The organism is Actinokineospora globicatena (genome assembly GCF_024171945.1).
GTDB classification, from domain to species: Bacteria; Actinomycetota; Actinomycetes; order Mycobacteriales; family Pseudonocardiaceae; genus Actinokineospora; species Actinokineospora globicatena.
On the sequence record NZ_JAMTCR010000002.1, the window covers coordinates 1,691,899 to 1,709,047 of the forward strand.

18 protein-coding genes are annotated in these 17,149 nt (G+C 68.9%); 9 read left to right on the top strand and 9 right to left on the bottom strand.

The annotated features are described in order from the left end of the window. The first annotated feature begins 139 nt into the window (after positions 1-139). From LV79_RS08265 to LV79_RS08280, 4 genes are all read left to right on the top strand, one after another. Complete coding sequence (locus LV79_RS08265; protein ID WP_253833784.1) at positions 140-1,123, top strand: malate dehydrogenase; 984 nt, start codon at positions 140-142, stop codon at positions 1,121-1,123. Between the two features lie 64 nt (positions 1,124-1,187). Next, on the top strand, positions 1,188-2,003 hold the full coding sequence (locus LV79_RS08270; RefSeq protein WP_308208928.1) for an inositol monophosphatase family protein: 816 nt from the start codon (positions 1,188-1,190) through the stop codon (positions 2,001-2,003). Positions 2,004-2,080: 77 nt separating this feature from the next. Continuing rightward, complete coding sequence (locus tag LV79_RS08275; protein ID WP_253833786.1) at positions 2,081-2,485, top strand: hypothetical protein; 405 nt, start codon at positions 2,081-2,083, stop codon at positions 2,483-2,485. Between the two features lie 68 nt (positions 2,486-2,553). Continuing rightward, positions 2,554-2,946 (top strand): hypothetical protein, encoded by a 393-nt coding sequence (locus LV79_RS08280; protein ID WP_253833788.1) that lies wholly within the window; start codon positions 2,554-2,556, stop codon positions 2,944-2,946. Here LV79_RS08280 and LV79_RS08285 read toward each other — a convergent pair. After that, positions 2,943-3,896, bottom strand: coding sequence for a zinc-binding dehydrogenase (locus LV79_RS08285; RefSeq protein WP_253833790.1), 954 nt, complete (start codon positions 3,894-3,896; stop codon positions 2,943-2,945). The two genes, LV79_RS08280 and LV79_RS08285, sit on opposite strands and share 4 nt — an antisense overlap. A gap of 330 nt (positions 3,897-4,226) precedes the next feature. Here LV79_RS08285 and LV79_RS08290 point away from each other — a divergent pair, with 330 nt between their 5' ends. Beyond that, positions 4,227-4,631 (top strand): SsgA family sporulation/cell division regulator, encoded by a 405-nt coding sequence (locus LV79_RS08290; protein WP_253833792.1) that lies wholly within the window; start codon positions 4,227-4,229, stop codon positions 4,629-4,631. 120 nt (positions 4,632-4,751) lie between these two features. Here LV79_RS08290 and LV79_RS08295 read toward each other — a convergent pair whose 3' ends face one another. The 4 genes from LV79_RS08295 to LV79_RS08310 form a co-directional block, all read right to left on the bottom strand. Continuing rightward, on the bottom strand, positions 4,752-5,120 hold the full coding sequence (locus tag LV79_RS08295; protein WP_253833794.1) for a bacteriophage spanin2 family protein: 369 nt from the start codon (positions 5,118-5,120) through the stop codon (positions 4,752-4,754). Between the two features lie 52 nt (positions 5,121-5,172). Then, the gene (locus LV79_RS08300) at positions 5,173-6,570 is read right to left on the bottom strand and encodes a serine/threonine-protein kinase (protein ID WP_253833796.1); all 1,398 of its coding nucleotides are present in this window, start codon (positions 6,568-6,570) and stop codon (positions 5,173-5,175) included. A gap of 66 nt (positions 6,571-6,636) precedes the next feature. Then, entirely contained in the window at positions 6,637-7,218 is a 582-nt protein-coding gene (locus tag LV79_RS08305; protein WP_253833798.1) for an HhH-GPD-type base excision DNA repair protein, read from the bottom strand. A 147-nt stretch (positions 7,219-7,365) separates the two neighbouring features. Then, complete coding sequence (locus LV79_RS08310) at positions 7,366-7,809, bottom strand: hypothetical protein (RefSeq protein WP_253833800.1); 444 nt, start codon at positions 7,807-7,809, stop codon at positions 7,366-7,368. Between the two features lie 603 nt (positions 7,810-8,412). Between LV79_RS08310 and LV79_RS08315 the strand changes: the two genes are divergently transcribed. Continuing rightward, complete coding sequence (locus tag LV79_RS08315) at positions 8,413-9,744, top strand: hypothetical protein (protein ID WP_253833802.1); 1,332 nt, start codon at positions 8,413-8,415, stop codon at positions 9,742-9,744. Between the two features lie 3 nt (positions 9,745-9,747). On the opposite strand, the gene LV79_RS08320 is transcribed toward LV79_RS08315, so the two are convergent. Continuing rightward, positions 9,748-10,653, bottom strand: coding sequence for a LysR family transcriptional regulator (locus LV79_RS08320; protein ID WP_253833804.1), 906 nt, complete (start codon positions 10,651-10,653; stop codon positions 9,748-9,750). A gap of 133 nt (positions 10,654-10,786) precedes the next feature. Here LV79_RS08320 and LV79_RS08325 point away from each other — a divergent pair, with 133 nt between their 5' ends. After that, positions 10,787-11,683, top strand: coding sequence for a DMT family transporter (locus LV79_RS08325; protein WP_253833806.1), 897 nt, complete (start codon positions 10,787-10,789; stop codon positions 11,681-11,683). On the opposite strand, the gene LV79_RS08330 is transcribed toward LV79_RS08325, so the two are convergent. Together LV79_RS08330 and LV79_RS08335 are read right to left on the bottom strand one after the other, a co-directional pair. After that, the gene (locus LV79_RS08330; RefSeq protein ID WP_285469434.1) at positions 11,680-12,342 is read right to left on the bottom strand and encodes a response regulator; all 663 of its coding nucleotides are present in this window, start codon (positions 12,340-12,342) and stop codon (positions 11,680-11,682) included. The genes LV79_RS08325 and LV79_RS08330 overlap by 4 nt on opposite strands. Continuing rightward, a complete protein-coding gene (locus LV79_RS08335) occupies positions 12,339-13,625 on the bottom strand; it encodes an ATP-binding protein (RefSeq protein WP_372495282.1) in 1,287 nt (428 codons plus the stop codon). The genes LV79_RS08330 and LV79_RS08335 overlap by 4 nt, the downstream gene beginning before the upstream one ends. A 113-nt stretch (positions 13,626-13,738) precedes the next feature. On the opposite strand from LV79_RS08335, the gene LV79_RS08340 reads away from it, so the two are divergent. Next, complete coding sequence (locus LV79_RS08340) at positions 13,739-15,028, top strand: PspC domain-containing protein (RefSeq protein WP_253833808.1); 1,290 nt, start codon at positions 13,739-13,741, stop codon at positions 15,026-15,028. Beyond that, entirely contained in the window at positions 15,021-15,227 is a 207-nt protein-coding gene (locus LV79_RS08345; protein WP_253833810.1) for a hypothetical protein, read from the top strand. Before LV79_RS08340 ends, LV79_RS08345 begins: the two co-directional genes overlap by 8 nt. A 126-nt stretch (positions 15,228-15,353) precedes the next feature. On the opposite strand, the gene guaA is transcribed toward LV79_RS08345, so the two are convergent. Further along, a complete protein-coding gene (guaA, locus tag LV79_RS08350; RefSeq protein ID WP_253833812.1) occupies positions 15,354-16,913 on the bottom strand; it encodes a glutamine-hydrolyzing GMP synthase in 1,560 nt (519 codons plus the stop codon). Positions 16,914-17,149: the final 236 nt, after the last annotated feature.

Genomic DNA, 17,149 nt, shown 5'->3' on the forward strand with positions numbered 1-17,149 from the left:
AAGGGGTCGAGACCCTGGTCACCGACGGGCTCCCCGGGGACCCCCGCTTGGTAACCTGCCCGGTGCCGGGCGACGTCGCCGGATGACCGCGTGAGGTCCCCTGTGCGACTCAATCCGTCTTCCCGGGAGGATCCGCCAAGTGGCACCCGTCAACGTCACGGTCACCGGCGCGGCTGGCCAGATCGGCTACGCCCTGCTGTTCCGCATCGCCTCCGGCCACCTGCTGGGCCCCGACACCAAGGTGAACCTGCGGCTGCTGGAGATCCCGCAGGCCGTCAAGGCCGCCGAGGGCACCGCGATGGAGCTGGACGACTGCGCGTTCCCGCTGCTGGCGGGCATCGAGGTGACCGACGACGCGAAGAAGGCGTTCGACGGTGCCAACGTCGCGCTGCTGGTCGGCGCCCGCCCGCGCACCAAGGGCATGGAGCGCGGTGACCTCCTGGAGGCCAACGGCGGCATCTTCAAGCCGCAGGGCGAGGCCATCAACGCCGGTGCCGCCTCGGACATCAAGGTGCTGGTCGTGGGCAACCCGGCCAACACCAACGCGCTGATCGCCCAGCAGCACGCCCCGGACGTCCCGGCCGGTCGGTTCACCGCGATGACCCGGCTCGACCACAACCGGGCCATCTCGCAGCTCTCGACCAAGCTCGGCGTGTCGGTCGCGGAGATCAAGAAGCTGACCATCTGGGGCAACCACTCGGCCACCCAGTACCCGGACGTCTTCCACACCGACGTCAACGGCCGCTCCGCCGCCGAGCTGGTCAACGACGAGGCGTGGCTGGCCGACACCTTCATCCCGACCGTGGCCAAGCGCGGCGCGGCGATCATCGAGGCGCGCGGCGCGTCCTCGGCGGCGTCGGCGGCCAACGCGGCCATCGACCACATCCACGACTGGGTGCTCGGCACCCCGGCTGGCGACTGGACCTCGATGGCCGTGTCGTCGGACGGCTCCTACGGCGTGCCCGAGGGCATCATCTCCTCGTTCCCGGTGACCACCGCGGACGGCGAGTACCAGATCGTGCAGGGCCTGGAGATCAACGAGTTCTCCCGCGCCCGCATCGACGCCTCGGTCGCCGAGCTCGTCGAGGAGCGCGACGCGGTCCGGGCCCTGGGCCTCATCTGAGTCGTTCGCGGCGGCCCCCACTGTTTCGGCGGTGGGGGCCGCCGCGGTGTTTTACGGTGCACTGGTGACCTTCATCCCGTGGCCGATCCCCGAGCCGGACTTACCGGCGAGCGTCAACTCTGTCCTGGCTGAGGCGGCCAACGCCGCTGTTGCCGCGTACCGGACCGCGCGCCGCATGCTCATCCGGCCGGAGTTGTCCGAAGAGGTCGCGATGGGCGCTGACGGCACCCCGACCATGCGCGTCGACTCGCTGGTCGAGGACGCTATCGCCGAGTCCGCGCAGAGCAACCGGGTCAACCTCTTGTCCGAAGAGGCTGGCTTCATCGACAACGGCTCGTCGACGACTCTTGTCATCGACCCGCTGGACGGGTCTGCCAACGCCGCGTCCGGGGTACCGCTGTCTTGTTTCTCCGGCGTGCTGACCCGCGACTCGATCGCGGTCGAGGCGATGACCGTGTGGCTGGACACCGGCCGGGTGTGGTGGGCGAAGGTCGGCCAGTCCACTCCGTACCGCACGACCGGTCGCACGACCCTGGACGGCGCCGCGGTGTCGCTGCTGCGGCCCAAGCGCAACAACGGCGAGGCCTGGCAGCGGGTGGCCGCGCGCGCCGGTCGGCTGCGCATCCTGGGCACGACCTGCCTGGAGACCGCCTTGGTCGCCGAGGGCTCGGTGGACGCCTTCGCCGACCCGGGGTCGGACACGCTGCGCATCGTCGACCTGGCCGCCGCGCTCGTGCTGGTCCCGGCCGCCGGTGGCGCGGTGATCGACGCGCACGGCAGGCCGCTGGACTTCGACCCGGACCTGACCCGCCGCTGGTCAGGCATCGCGGCGGCCACCTCCGCGCTGGCCGACCAACTGGCGGAGGCGGTCCTGGGGTGAGGTAGGGCCCTGTGAGACGCTGGGGAGGCAGGATTGACCGATGGGGAGTACCGATGGCCGCTCGGGCTAGATGCGCCGTGATTGTCGTGGGCCTCGCACTCGCCGCGTGCACCACCCCCGAGGCGGCTCCCTTACCCGCTACGGCAGGCCCCAACTCGCTCCCCGGTGGCTCTAGCGCCCATGGCGCGCCTCAGCAGTTCGTGCAGATCGGCGAGTCTTTTCCCTACCGGCTCATGAGCCACTGCGGGATCAAGTACGCGACGTTCGCCGGTCAGAACTGGGTCGCCGAGCAGACCTGGCCGGACCCGGAGCGCGTCCCCGACTTCGACGGCAAGGTCGTCAACGACGGTTTCGTCTCCGGCCGGGTCGTCCTGCTCGACGACCGGACCCTGCGGTTCAAGGTCGACCCCGCGACCATCGCCGGGAAGCCGACCGAGGTCATCTTCCACCCCACGGACGTCGAGATCCCTCTCTGCAAGTAGTGCTGCAACGTCAGCCGGTAGTGAGTACGTCTCCTTGGTGTCGGTAGAGCTGACTCATGGGGGATGTTGTGAGAGTTCGGTACTTCGCGATAGCCGTAGGTGTCGCCTTCGCGGCCGGGTGCACCCAGCCACCAGCGGTCGTGGAATCCATACCGTGGACTGGCCCTGCGCCTGTCCTCACGACTGAGGCGAAGTCGGCGCCGTTCCGCCTGTACACGCATTGCGACATCAGGTTCGTGCGGTACAACGGCCAGGCCTGGGCGGCCGAGCGCGAGTACCCCGACCCGACTCGCGCACCTGGCCCGGACGGTTCCACGGCCTACGACGGCTACATCTCCGGCCGGATGGTGGAGGTCGACGAACGCACCCTGCGGTTCGTGACCGACCCGGGGTTCGTCATCGGTGAACCCGCCGAGGTCGTCTTCCACCCGACAACCGCCGAGATCCCGCTGTGCGCCTAGAAGGTGAGAACGGTCTTGCCCACGATCTTGTGCGCGGTGAAGTCCGTGAGCGCGGTGGCCGCGTCCCGGTAGTCGTAAGCCGTCGTGGGGATGGTTAGCCCTGCCGCGATGACAGCGGTGAGGTCGGCGGCGAACCGGTCGTTGGGAGCTACGTTGAAGAGCCGCGTTCGCCGCCCCTTACCGAGTCCGACGAATCTGCTGGCCTCCCACAGCACGATCCGGCCCAGGATGACGAGGTAGGGCAGGAGTCCTTTGTTGGGCTTGTCAGCTGTAGATGCGTTGCCGTAGCTGACCAGCGTGCCGCCTCTATTGAGGTGTCGGTAAGAGTCGACGAGGTGCGTGCCGCCGATGTGGTCGAAGATGACGTCCGCGTGCACGTCGACCGGTTGCCGGTAGTCCAGTGCGGTCGCCCCCAGCTTTCGGACGACATCCAGATTGGCCGCTGACGACGTGCCGACGACCGACGCGCCCGCCTGGACCGCGATCTGGGTGAGTAGTTGGCCGACTCCGCCGGAGGCACCGTGTACGAGCACGGTTTGCCCTGCCTTCACGTGTGCGACCTGGTGAGCCATCCGCCAGGCAGTGACACCGTTGGTGATCAGCCCTGCCACAGCGATGGGGTCTACGTCGTCGGGCAACGTGACCAAGGCTGACGGCGCTAGCTGTACCTGGCTGGCCCAGCTCCCACGCCGGGGCATCGCCGCGACCAGCGTGCCCACGGCAGGACCACCCGGGACAGTCTCGGTAACCCTCCCGACCAGGTCGTACCCGCTGACGAACGGGAACTTGGGCTGCGAATAGAACTGTCCCGCGGCCATCTCGCTGTCCGCCGTGCCCAGCCCTGCCGCGATGACGTCGATGAGTACCTTCGCCGGGTCCCGCACTAGAGGCGCGTCCTGGACCTCTAACACCTCGGGTCCACCCGGTCTTGTGGTCACAACCTGCTGCATGTTTCAACCATACACGAAAGTTAGAGCATCTAACACGAGCTTGTTCGACCGCTGACCCCGTCATGGTGGGGCGTGTGGACAGTCCACTTGACGCGGAGCCCGAGGGGGCGCTGCGGGGCGGCCGGACACCTGAGTGCACAGACGGGTGACTTTGCTCCCCGGCTACACGGAGGTAAGTAAAAAACGCGGGCCAAATCGTAGCTCGAACGGGGCTGTATCCCCCGATAGCGTGAACCCGAGTCCAATGGCATCACGGGCTGCCGCCGAATGCGTTTCCCTGCTGAAGGTTCGCCAAGCCGACGCGCGAACACCAGGACAGGAGGCAACGAGATGACCAACGACGCCGAGCACTCCGAGCAGATCATCTCGCACTACGGCGGGACTACTCCTGTCCGCTCGCGCTGGACCTACCGGGCCTCCGAGCCCTACACCGTCGTCGCCGCCTTCCAGGCCGACGCCGACCGGTGGGTCGAGTGGATCTTCGGTCGCGACCTGCTCGCCGAGGGCCTGGTCCGCGCCGCTGGTGACGGCGACGTGCGGCTGGCCCCGGTGACCACCGGCGGGACCGCCAAGCTGGCGCTGGAGATCGAGTCCCCGGACGGCCACGCCGTGCTGGAGCTCGACCACGCCGCGGTGCAGTCGTTCTTCGCCACCACCACGGCCATGGTGCCGCTGGGCGGCGAGGCTGACTTCTTCGACATCGACGCGCTGATCGAGGAGATCACCAACGTCTGAGCCACCCCGCCAACCCTGACCCATGTGGACGGACAGCGCCGAGGGGGTGGCCGGTGAACTCGATAGGCATAACGGAGCCGACGGCCGCCTGCGCACCAGGCGGCCGTCGGCTTTTCCGGCTCAGCCGCAGGCCTGGGCCAGGGTGGTGAACGCGGTGAGCTTCTGCTGCGCCCAGTTGGTGACCGTGGTCGGGTCGAGGTTGGGCACGCTCAGCGACTGGACCTGCTCGGCCATGCCGTTGATGGCGTCGCGCAGCGTGGTGTCCGCCGCCCGCTCGGCGAGGCCGGTGAGTTCCTCCGAGGTCTTCTTCGCGTCTTGGGCGGTCTGCTCGAGGTTCTGCGTGCTCGGGCTGAAGTTCGCCAGCCGGAGCGCTTCGAGGCAGATGCTGGTCTTGTCGGCCGCGTTGCCTGCGTCCTGGACCGCTTGACACGCGGTGAGCGCGCCGAGCAGGGCCGCCGCGCTGAGCGCCGTGATCAGCCGGTGTCGCACTGTGCCCCCTGGGGAGAGTGGGTATTTTGCCTAGAATATCCGGTTTGCCGGATCAGCCGGTGGCGAAGGCGCTCCCGTCCGGTGGCTCGCCCTCCCCGGGCCGGGCCAAACAGTACAGGTAGAGGCGGTCCGGGCTGCCCGTTTTGCTGGGCAGGATCGTGATCTGCCAGCCGCTGGTGTCCGCGCCCTGCCGGGTCCGCGCGGCCATCACCTCGGCCGTGCAGATGCCGCTGACCTCGGGCAACGCGGCCAGGTCGGTACCGGTCATGTCCTGCGCGCCGGTCGGCAGCCAGGTCCCGGTGAACGCCTGCCAGTTGTGCTCGCCCGCGCAGTCCAGCGGCTTGGCCTTGATGTCGACGTCGGCGATGTTCACGAGCCCGCCGAAGCACTTGTCCGTGACGCAGAAACCGCTCTTGTCGCTACCTGCGCACGCGGTCATCCCCGGTGGCGGGGTCGCTGCGGCCTGCGCGGTGGTTGACGGTGTAGTAGTCGTCTGCGGTTGAGTCTTCGTGCCGGTCAGAGTGCTGCCGAAGAACCCCGCGGCTAGAAGTGCAGGTACGGCTACCGCAGCGGCAGTGATCCGGACCGCGCGCGCCCGGTTACTCGCAACATGGGGGAGCGGCCGGATGGGCCGTAGGCCGTCGAGTTCGTCTCTTAGCTGCCTCGCGTCCGTTGTGCGTCGTGACGAGTCGGACGCAAGAGCGTTGAGCAGCGCGGCATTGAAGGCAGGGGGCGCGTCGGGGATCGGCGCTACCGGCGCGCGGAGGGCCGCGATCAGACTGTCGAGGGACTGCGCGGGCCACGGAATGTCGCGGGGACGGTTACCGGTCGCGAGCGTGTAGAGCGTCGCCGCTAGGGAGTAGATGTCTCCGGCAGCGCTAGGGGCGGCGTGGGCGAAGACCTCGGGTGCGGCGTAGTAGGGACTGAGAGCGCCTACGGTGACAGTGCTTTCCGCGTGCGCGTCGAGGATCGCGGCGAGACCGAAGTCCGCGAGCTTCACCGCACCGAACGAGTTGACCAGGATGTTCGCGGGCTTGATGTCCCGGTGCAGGATCCCCACCTGGTGCGCCTGCGCGAGCGCGTCCGCAAGCCGCGCCCCCATCTCCGTAACCTCCGCGACCGGCAACCGCCCACGCTGCGCCAAGACGTCCGCCAGCGACCCACCGGTGCACAACTCCATGACGATGTAAGGCCTACCGTCCGCGGTAACACCGGCGTCGTAGACGTTAACGACATGCGGGTGCCCCGACAGCCTCGCCGCCGCCCGCGCCTCCCGAAGGAACCGATCCCGGTCCCGATCGGTCTGCAGCACCCGGTTGTCGACCTTCACGGCGACATCGCGCTGCAACCGGTCCTGACGAGCGAGGAAGACGGTCCCGAACCCGCCCTGCCCCAGCGGCCCACCCAGGCTGAGCCCAGCAATCACCGGAGGTCGGGGTGTCACATGCACGAGAGGAATGTACTTCCACACCCAGGACCGGCGGACCCGCCACCAGCCCCACCAGCCGCCTACCGGTCATCCCGAGCTCTTCGCCGCCAACTTGGCCGCCTTCTTGAAGTCCCGCACCTCACCCAAACTCGCCGCATCGACCACATCGGCCACCGACCGCCTGGACCCCTTGAGCCCGTAATCCCCGGCCGCCGCCCGCCACCCAGCAGGAGCGACACCCCGCTGCTTCCCCAACAGCGCAAGGAAGATCTTCGCCTTCTGCTCCCCAAACCCAGGCAGAGCCTTCAAGCGCTTGAGAACCTCAGCGCCATCAGGCGCATCACGCGTCCAGATCGCCTCAGTCTCACCCCCATAGTTCTCGACGATGTACTGACACAACACCTGAACCCGCTTCCCCATCGACCCCCCATACCGATGAATAGCAGGCGGCGTAGTAGCCAGAGCAACGAACGCATCGGGGTCGTAGTCAGCTATTTCATGAACATCAAGCTTGCCTCCAAGCCGACCGAAGAGCTTGTACGGCCCCCTGAAAGCAATCTCCATCTGTATCTGTTGATCTAGGAGCATCCCCAAGAGCAGGGCCAAGGGCGACCGTTCGAGGAGGGCGTCGGCCTCGGGGTCTTGGGCTATGCAGATCTTCGGGGTCATGGGGTAGGAGCATATCGGCGTGTGGGTGCCTTCCAGTCGACTTGGCGTAGCTCGATCAGGGTGGGCGACGCAGCCTGTATGGGGCGGCGTTGTCGGGCGTGTGGACGGTCGGGCAGGGCTGCACCCTGATGTGCGTCTGGGAGAGCGTCAGAATCTCCAGATCAGCCACCCGCCCAGGGTTGCCTCCAGGTCGGTCGGGTGCGCTGTTCCCGAGCCCTGGCTGACCCCGATGGCGATCACGATGACCATTGCCAGCAACCGCAACGGCATGAACGCGTCGCCCTGGAGGCGGTATTCGGTCGCGAGGAACACCGGGACGAAGATCACCAAGCTGGCGACCAGTTTCACCCAGTCCCAGAACGCCAGGTCGATCGCCGCTGTGGTGTGGCCGAAGGCGCTCGCGACCAGGAACAGCACCGCGTACGCCGCGGCTGTGTAGCCCCAGTGCAGCGCGGGCCAGTACTCCCGGTCGTCGGCCTGGTACAGGTGGATGTCACCGTGGATATCCCCTGCTTGGACGACGTTGTGAGACTGCCCGGAGTGGGTGTTGTAAGTGTGCCCGGGCTCGTCCTCGTCGTCCCAGTCGTTCATCTTCGTCCATCCCCCAGTTCGCCCGTGCGCTCCCGAGAAGCACGGTAGCCGCGGTGGGGGCCGCTTGATCAAATCAAGGTCGCCCGGTTCACCGCTTTGGGCTAGTGGGTCGCCACCAGGTGAGTTCGAGGCGGTCCGGGGTGTTGCCCGTTGTGGTGAAGGGGCTTGGTGGGTGGCCTGTGCGGGGGTGGGGCCTGCTGGTGGTCGGGGTTGGTGAAACGTCTGCGAAGCCGGGGCGACGTATGGTGTACGCGGAAGATGATGGGAGTTGACGTGGCGATTCTTTATCGGGCGATGTGGAATGCTGCTGATGTGGATCTGGTTGATCGGGTGGGTGGGGAGTTCGCTCGCTGGGTTGAGGATAAGACTGGGGGTGCGATAAGGGCGCCTGGGGTTGGGGATTTCGAGAGTGGCGGTCGGACGTTGAAGGTTCGTTCTGGTTCTGATGTGGACCGGGGTGTGCGGGCCGCGTATCGGGCGGCGTTTGTTGAAGACCAAGGTAATGGGTCGAGGTGGGCGACGACGGTTACTGCTTGGTCGGGTGAATGTACTGCGGGGGACGGTGAGACCGGCGATTCTTGGGTCTGGGTCGACGTGGACGCTGTGGGGCATGGGCTGTTGGACAACGTGACGATCGCGGCGCCCAGGTTTGTGCGGCCGTTGTTGGAAATCGGTGGTGCGCACCGCGGTGAGATCCGAATCTCGCCGTCCCCGGTCGACTACGTGGGGGCGGACGGTGCTGAGGCGCTCGCGGAGATCGTCACCCAGTGGGCGCGGGATGTTCCGGTGGTCGTTTTCACCCCGGTGCCCAGGGGTTTCGTCATGTCGGAGATCGGCGGGTTCGACGCCATCGTCGAGCAGCACCGGAGTTGCGTGGAGCGGGCTGCCACCATGTGCATGGGGTTGGCTCAGGTGTGCACGTTGGACAGCGCTGGCGTCTCGGCGTTCGACGCGATCGTGGGCGAGACCTACGGTGTCCGGGACGGGGCGTTCCGGATCTACCTGCCCGAAGTGGATCCTGCGACGGACCTGGCGTGGCGGCACCGATATTCCCCGCTCAACCGGTATCTGAGGACCTACGCGAGCGCGGGCCGGATGATCAATCGGTCGATAGGGTTCCGCGCGGGGGCGCGAATGGCCCCCAAGAGCTACGACCTGGTCTCCCGGCTGCTTACCGGGTCCACCAGTTCTGAATTTGAGGAGCTTCTCGATATCGCGGACGAGGAAAACCAAGCACTGCGGTCTATGGCGCAAACGCTCGACCAGCGCTATCAAGACCTGATCGACGAGGTCCAGCAACTCGAGTCGGACAACAACCGCCTGCGCGCCGATCTCGTTGTCGCCAAGAAGCAACTCGGGCTGGCAGGTGCGGTGTTGTGGACGGGGCACGCCGAGGAAATGACGGCGGCGGAGTCACTCCGGCTTCCCGAGGGCGCGGACTCGCCGAGCGACGCGTTCCGGCAGGCCAGGGAGTACCTCGGGGAGTTCCTCTCCATACCCGACGGGGTCGGGGTGGAATTGGACAACCTCGATGCCAGCGTCGAATCAAGGGCGTGGGGCGCGACGGCGTGGCGGGCATTCGTAAGTCTCTATTCTTATGGCCAGGCCATGGCCGTGGACCCCGATGTCGGCTCGTTCTGGACCTGGTGCGAGACCTCGGGCAATCCGCACGTGTGGACCGCCAGCCCGAAGAAGCTGGCGATGAAGGAGAGCGCGTCGGTCAACCGGAGCGAGAAGTTGCGGGCCAAGCGGTACTTCCCGGTCGACCCGGCGGTCGATGCCAGCGGGAAGCGGTACATGGAGGCGCACATCAAGATCGCCGAGGGTGGCGGGCCGCTCGCGCCGCGGATCTACTTCTGCGCCGTGCACGACCCGGCCAAGGTGCACGTCGGGTACTTCGGCCCGCACAGCAAGGTGCCCAACACCCTCAACTAGCGACTACTTGCCGTGGACGGCGTGGGCGGCTGCTTCGCGGAGGGCGGTGAGGAGTTCGATGAGGGGTGGGCTGTCCAGGGTGGTTTCGCGGACGGCGGCGTGGATTTCGCGGATGGGTTCCGGGTTGCGGATTCGGCGGGTGATGATGCCGGGGTGGGGGTTGGAGAGGCCCATGACGGGGATGAGGCTGATGCCCAGGCCCGCGGCGACGAAGCCCTGGGCGTTGGTGTAGTCCTCGCTCTCGACGGTGACGCTCGGGGTGAAGCCCGCGGCGGCGCAGGCGTCGAGGATGATCTGCCAGCAGGGGCCGCCCATGGGCCACTCGCCGACCCAGGGTTCGTCGGCGAGGTCGGCCAGGTCGATCACCCTCTTACCCGCCAAGCGGTGGCCGCGAGGTAGCACTACCCGGTACGGGTCGTCCAAGAGGTGTGTCATGTGGACGCCCCGGGGGGCCTCGCGCGGGTGGACGACGATGGCGAGGTCCGCGTGGCCCTGGGCGATCTCGGGCAGCGGGTCCCCGGGGTCGACCAGCTTCAGGTCGACCTGGACTCCCGGGTGGACGCTGCGGAGGCGGGCCAGGGCTGGTGGGACGAGGGCGGAGCCCGCGGTGGCGAAGTAGCGGATGGCGAGCCTGCCGGTGCGGCCCGCGCGCAGGTCGGCCAGCGCGGTCTCGGCCTCGGCGACGTGCCGGGAGATGATCGCCGCGTGCTCGGTGAGGAGCCTGCCCGCCGCCGTGGGTTGGACGCCGCGGCCGACCCGCTCGAGCAGGGAGATGCCCGCCTCCTTCTCCAGGGTGGCGATCTGCTGGCTGACCGCTGACGGTGTGTAGCCGAGGTTGGTGGCCGCCGCCGTCACCGAACCGCTGGTGACCACGGCGCGCAGGACCTGCAGGCGGCGCACATCAAGCATGTAGTCCAGCTTAACGGTCCATGCAGGACTTTTCACTTGTGCTGGACAAAGCTCTCCGTCAGAGTTGCCGATGGGATGACCCGATGGGGGAGGAAAACGAGTGATCAGCGGCGGTAGGGGGACACTTGTCCGGATGGGCGTGCTGGCCCTGCTCTGGGGTTCCAGCTTCCTCTGGATCAAGCTGGCGCTGCACGGGCTGAACCCGGTCCAGATCACCGTGGCCCGGTGCGCCCTCGGGGCGCTCGTGGTGGTGGTGCTCTGCTACTCAGCGCGACACAAGCTGCCCGGTGATCGCCGGGTCTGGGGTCACCTGGTCGTGGCTGCCATCTTCGGCAACGTGCTGCCGTTCGCGTTGTTCGCCCTGGGGGAGCGGACCGTCGACTCCGGCGTCGCGGGGGTGCTGAACTCCACCACCCCGCTGTGGGCGCTGCTGATCGGCATCATCATCGGCACCGAGCGCGCCCTCAAGCCGGTCCGGCTGACCGGGCTGCTGCTCGGCTTCGTCGGCACCCTGCTGATCTTCGCCCCCTGGCAGCAAGCGGGCGTCGCGAGCTGGGGGTCGCTGATGATCCTCGCCGCCGCCGCGAGCTACGCCGTCAGCTACACCTACATCGGTAAGACGCTCTCCGGCCGCGGCGTGGCCCCGATCGCGCTGTCCGCCACGCAGCTCGTTACCGCTACCGGCCTGAGTCTGTTCACCCTGCCGATCGGCGGGTTCGCGACCGTCAACCTGACGCCGTCGGTCCTCATCGCGATCGCGGTACTCGGCGTGTTCGGCACCGGCTTCGCCTTCGCCATCAACTTCCGCCTGATCGCCGACGAGGGCCCCACCAACGCCACCACCGTCGGCTACCTGCTCCCGGTCGTCTCCGTGCTGCTCGGCGCCGCGTTCCTCGGCGAGGGCATCAACCTGCGCGTCATCGCGGGCATGGTCGTCGTCCTCATAGGCGTCGGCATGACCCGCTGGCAGAAGAAGACCCCGTCCCCGGTGGTGGCGGAAGACTCCACTGCCGTGCTCGCGAAGACTTAGACCAACCTGCGGTCTGAGGCCCAACGGGAGAGTTCGTACCGGTTGGACAGCTGGGTCTTACGCAGCACGCTCGACACGTGCGTTTCCACTGTCTTCACGGAGATGAACAGCTCCGACGCGATCTCCTTGTAGGCGTACCCGCGGGCCAGTAAACGCAGCACGTCCCGTTCGCGCGGGGTCAGCAGGTCCAGTTCGGGATCGCTGATCGGGGCCGCGCCCGGGCGGTCGGCGAAGGCGTCGAGGACGAAACCGGCCAGGCGGGGGGAGAACACCGCGTCGCCGTCGGAGACCCGCAGGACCGCCGTCACCAGCTCCTGGCTGGAGATCGTCTTCGTCACGTACCCGCGCGCGCCCGCCCGGATGACCGCGATGACGTCCTCGGCCGCGTCCGACACCGACAGCGCCAGGAACACGACCTCCGGGAACGCCTTGCGGGCCTGCCGGAGCACCTCCGCGCCGCCGCCGTCGGGCATGTGCACGTCGAGCAGCACCACGTCCGGGCGCAGGTGCCCGATGCCTGCGACGGCCTCGCCGACCGTCCCGGCCTCGCCGACCACCTCGATGTCGTCGGTGAGGGTGTCGAGCTCCGCGCGCACCCCGGCGCGGAACATGCTGTGGTCGTCGACCAGGAAGACCCGGACCAAGCGCTTCTCACTCATGTGGTCACCTTCGCACGCGGCATGTGCAGCTGTACCTCTGTCCCGTCCCCGGGGGCGGTGCGCAGGGTGATCTCGCCGCCGTTGCGCTCCATCCTCCCCCGGATCGAGTCCGCCAGCCCGTGCCGGTCGTCGGGGACCGCCTCCGGGTCGAAGCCCTTGCCCCGGTCGCGCACGAACACGGTGACCTTCTCCGGCTCGACCTCGGCGTACACCGAGACCTCGGCGACCCCGGCGTGCTTGGCCGCGTTGACCATCGACTCGCGGGCCGCCATCACCACCGCGACCAGCTTGTCGTCGAGCTCGCAGTCGCCGACGGCCACGTGCTGGACCTTGATCGCGAACGTGTCCTCGACCTCGCCAGCCGCCCTGGCCAGCGCCTCGGCCAACGACCCCCCAGCCAGGCCTTCCGCTCCTCGCCCATATCCGGACGGCCCGTAGAGCCAGCTACGCAGCTGCCGCTCCTGGCCACGGGCCAGCCGCAGCACCTCACGCGGCGCCTCGGCCTGCTTCTGGATGAGCGCAAGCGTTTGCAGCACCGAGTCGTGCAGGTGGGCGGCGATCTCCGCGCGCTCCTCGGTGCGGATGCGGGCCCGCCGCTCCTCGCCGAGGTCGCGCACCAGCCGCAGCCACCACGGGACGGTGATCACCGCGACGCCGACCAGCGCGGCCACCACGGCCAGCAGCGCGAACTGCACTTGGTCCAGGCCGATGCTGCTGATCAGGAAGATCACGATGCCCGAGGCGACCAGCGCGGCCCCGCTCAGCACCCGGATGACCGCCGAGCGACCCCCGCCGCCGAACACCGCGCCGCGCACCTTGCGCCGCTGCCCCTGGTCGGCCTCGCGCCAGATCAGCGCCGCGCCGACCAGCGCGACGCTGGTGGCCCCGGCGACCCAGCCGTTGACCGTGCCCGCCAGCGTCCCGGCGCCGATCGCCAGCCCGATGCCCAGCGCGACCAGGCCGAACGCCTGCTGCCGCTCCCGGCCGGTGATCTCCGGCGCCGGTTCCTCCGCGGACACCTGCGGCACGAAGATCCACAGCAGTCCGTAGGCCACCACCCCGGCGCCGCCGAGGGCCGCGAGCAGGGTGAACGCCACCCTGGCCCACAGCACCGGGATGCCGAGGTGGTCGGCGAGGCCACCGGCGACCCCGGCGACGGCGCGACCGGACCGGCGGCGGGTGACCCGGGGTTCCCCGGACACCGCCACCTGCCGATCCACGCTGGTCACCGACCGCTCGATGTCCGCCTCCACAGGCCCGTGCTCACGCAGTACCGCCGTCACGTCAAGAATGCTCACACGGGCGGGTGAGCGCCACATCGGGGTTTGACCCTGAACGCGAAGTCAGGGTCGTTCCCCGATGCAGAACGCCCTGGTGACGAGCCATTCTTGTCCTCGTGAGTGGCACAACGAACCAGATCGGCGTCGAAGAGACGCTCAAGGACTTCTGGGCGTCCCGACCGAGGCGACCGCGGCAGGGTCGCAAGGTCGCGGGCGTCGCGGCTGCCATCGGCAACCGCTACGGCATCGACCCGGTCATCGTCCGGGTCGCGCTCGCCGTCGCCACCTTCTACGGCGGCGCGGGCGTCATCTTCTACCTGTTCGGCTGGCTGCTGTTCCCGGAGCAGGACGACGAGTCCGCCCCGGCGGAGGCGCTGATCGGGCGCGGCCGCAGCTCCAGCTCGACGCACTTCACGGTGGGCCTGATCGCCGCCGTGATCATCGCGTTCAGCGTCGGGTTCGACTTCAACGGCTTCCTCGGCCTGGTCGTCATCTCCGCGCTGCTGTTCTTGCTGCACCGCAGCCGGGGGCACCTGAATAGGCCGGTAGCGCCTACGACCGACTACGACACCGCTATGGGTCCGCTGATGACGGTCCCGGTAGCGAACACGACTGAGGTGCCATCGCCGATGACAGCGCCACCTTCCGGGGCAGAGACAACGCCCCTGAACACCCCACCTGCCTACGGTTACCCCAACCAGCCACCCGCGTGGGATCCGCTGGGGGCGGCCCCGTTCGCGTGGGACCTGCCCGAGCCCGCGGCGGCCATGCCGGACCCGGAACCCCCGGCTCCCCGGCGCCGCTCGAAGGTCGGCCCGGTCACGGTGGCCCTGGCGTTCCTGTTCGTCGGCACCGCGGTGGTCATCGAGCCCTACACCGGCGACTGGTTCAGCTTCCGGCACATCATCGGCATCGTGCTCGGGGTGCTCGGCGCAGGCATGGTCGCCGGGGCGTTCACCAGGGGCGGCCGCGGCCTGATCGGGCTCGCCGTGCCGCTGGCCGCGCTCGGCATCGCGATGACCCTCGTGTGGCCGCAGGGCTTCAAGGCCAACGGCGTCGGCGACGTCCAGGCCACCCCGCGCAGCCTCAGCGAGGTCCAGGACGTCTACAGCCGCGACATCGGCTCCATCGACGTCGACCTGACCCAACTGCCCACCAGCGGCTCGATCACCACCGTGGCCGAGGTCGGCATCGGCGACGTCACCGTCACGGTGCCGGAGAACGCCGACGTGACCGTGTTCTGCGAGGCGGGCATCGGCGACGTCGACTGCCTCGGTGAGCAGCGCGACGGCACCGACACCGCCGTCGACCGCACCGACCTCGGCGCCGACGGCGCGGGTGGACTCAAGATCGAACTGCGGGCCGAGGTCAACGGCCCCGGGACTGTGAAGGTGCTCCGTGGCTGACGAGACCAAGACCCCCCGCGGGTTCGACCCGCTTGCCCTGCTCGCGGGCCTGGCCACGCTGGTCGCCTCGGCCTACGTGCTCACCGACGGCCGGATCTGGCTGCCCTCGCTCGACCCCCGCTGGATGATCGCCGGTGTCGCCGTCCTGGTCGGACTGCTGCTGCTCGGCGGCACGCTCAAGGGGAGGCGCCACAAGTAGCGCGCACGCCACTCACGACGAAGGCCCGGCCGGGACACCCCAGCCGGGCCTTCGCCCGTCTCACGCCTATGTAGCTAGTCCACGCGGTGTCTTACGCCCGAGATGGCTCTTACTCCCACGCTGTGCCTACTCCCATTCGATGGTGCCCGGCGGCTTGCTGGTCACGTCCAGCACCACGCGGTTGACCTCCGCCACCTCGTTGGTGATCCGGGTCGAGATCCGCTCCAGCACGTCGTAGGGCAACCGGGTCCAGTCGGCGGTCATCGCGTCCTCACTGGACACCGGGCGCAGCACGACCGGGTGGCCGTAGGTGCGGCCGTCGCCCTGGACGCCGACGCTGCGCACGTCCGCCAGCAGCACCACCGGGCACTGCCAGATGTCGCGGTCGAGCCCGGCCGCGGTCAGCTCCTCGCGGGCGATCGAGTCGGCGGCGCGCAGGATGTCCAGGTTCACCGCGGTGACCTCGCCGATGATCCGGATCCCGAGGCCGGGGCCGGGGAACGGCTGGCGCTGCACGATCGTCTCCGGCAGCCCCAGCTCGGTGCCCACCCGGCGCACCTCGTCCTTGAACAGCGCGCGCAGCGGCTCGACGAGCTCGAACTCCAGGTCGTCGGGCAGGCCGCCGACGTTGTGGTGGCTCTTGATGTTGGCCGCGCCCGCGCCGCCGCCGGACTCGACCACGTCCGGGTACAGCGTGCCCTGCACCAGGAACCGGTACTTGTCGCCACCGGCCTCGGCCTGCAGGTCCAGCTCGGCCTGCTCGAACACCCGGATGAACTCCCGGCCGATGATCTTGCGCTTCTCCTCGGGGTCGGTCACCCCGGCCAGCGCGGTCAGGAACCGCTCCCTGGCGTCGACGGTGACCAGACGGACCCCGGTCGCGCTCACGTAGTCGCGCTCGACCTGGGCGCGTTCACCGGCGCGCAGCAGCCCGTGGTCGACGAACACGCAGGTCAGGCGGTCGCCGATGGCCCGCTGGACCAGCGCGGCGGCCACCGCGGAGTCGACCCCGCCGGACAGCCCGCAGATCGCCCTGCCGTCGCCGACCTGGGCGCGGATCCGCTCGACCTGCTCGTCCACGATCGACGCGGTGGTCCACTGTGGACGCACACCGGCGATGTCGTGCAGGAACCGGCGCAGCACCTCCTGCCCGTGCGGGGAGTGGTGCACCTCGGGGTGGTACTGCACCCCGGCGAAGCGGCGCTCGGTGTCCTCGAACGCGGCCACCGGCGCGCCCTCGCTGCCCGCGGTCACCGCGAAGCCCTCGGGGGCCTTGGTCACGCAGTCGCCGTGGCTCATCCACACCGGGTGCCGCTGGGGCAGCCCGTCGTGCAGCACGCCCTCGCGCGCGGCCAGGTCGGTGCGGCCGAACTCGCGGGTCCCGGTGTGCTCGACGGTGCCGCCCAGCGCCAGGGCCATCGCCTGGAAGCCGTAGCAGATGCCGAACACCGGGACACCGGCGTCGAACAGGGCCGGGTCGACCGAGGGGGCGCCGTCGGCGTAGACGCTCGACGGGCCGCCGGAGAGGATGATCGCCGCCGGGTCCTTGGCGAGCAGGTCGGCAACCGACGTGGTGTGCGGCACCACCTCGGAGTACACCTGCGCCTCGCGCACCCGCCGCGCGATCAGCTGCGCGTACTGGGCACCGAAGTCCACCACGAGGACCGGGCGCTGACTGTCTGTCATCGTGAAGAGCACCTTCCGTTGGCGCGGAAGCCGCGGCACCGAACGGGGGGTCCCCACATCGGCGCACGGCGTCCATGACCGTGCGCCGACCGGTCCCTCCCTGGGTTTCTCTCCCGGAGATGCCTGCCCGCGCACCTGTCCGCGCGGGCTTTCCGTGACGCTCGAACCAGACCCGCGCCTGTATCAGGCGCGGCGGAACCCTAGTCACCACCGTCGGTCAGCCGCCGACATCCTAA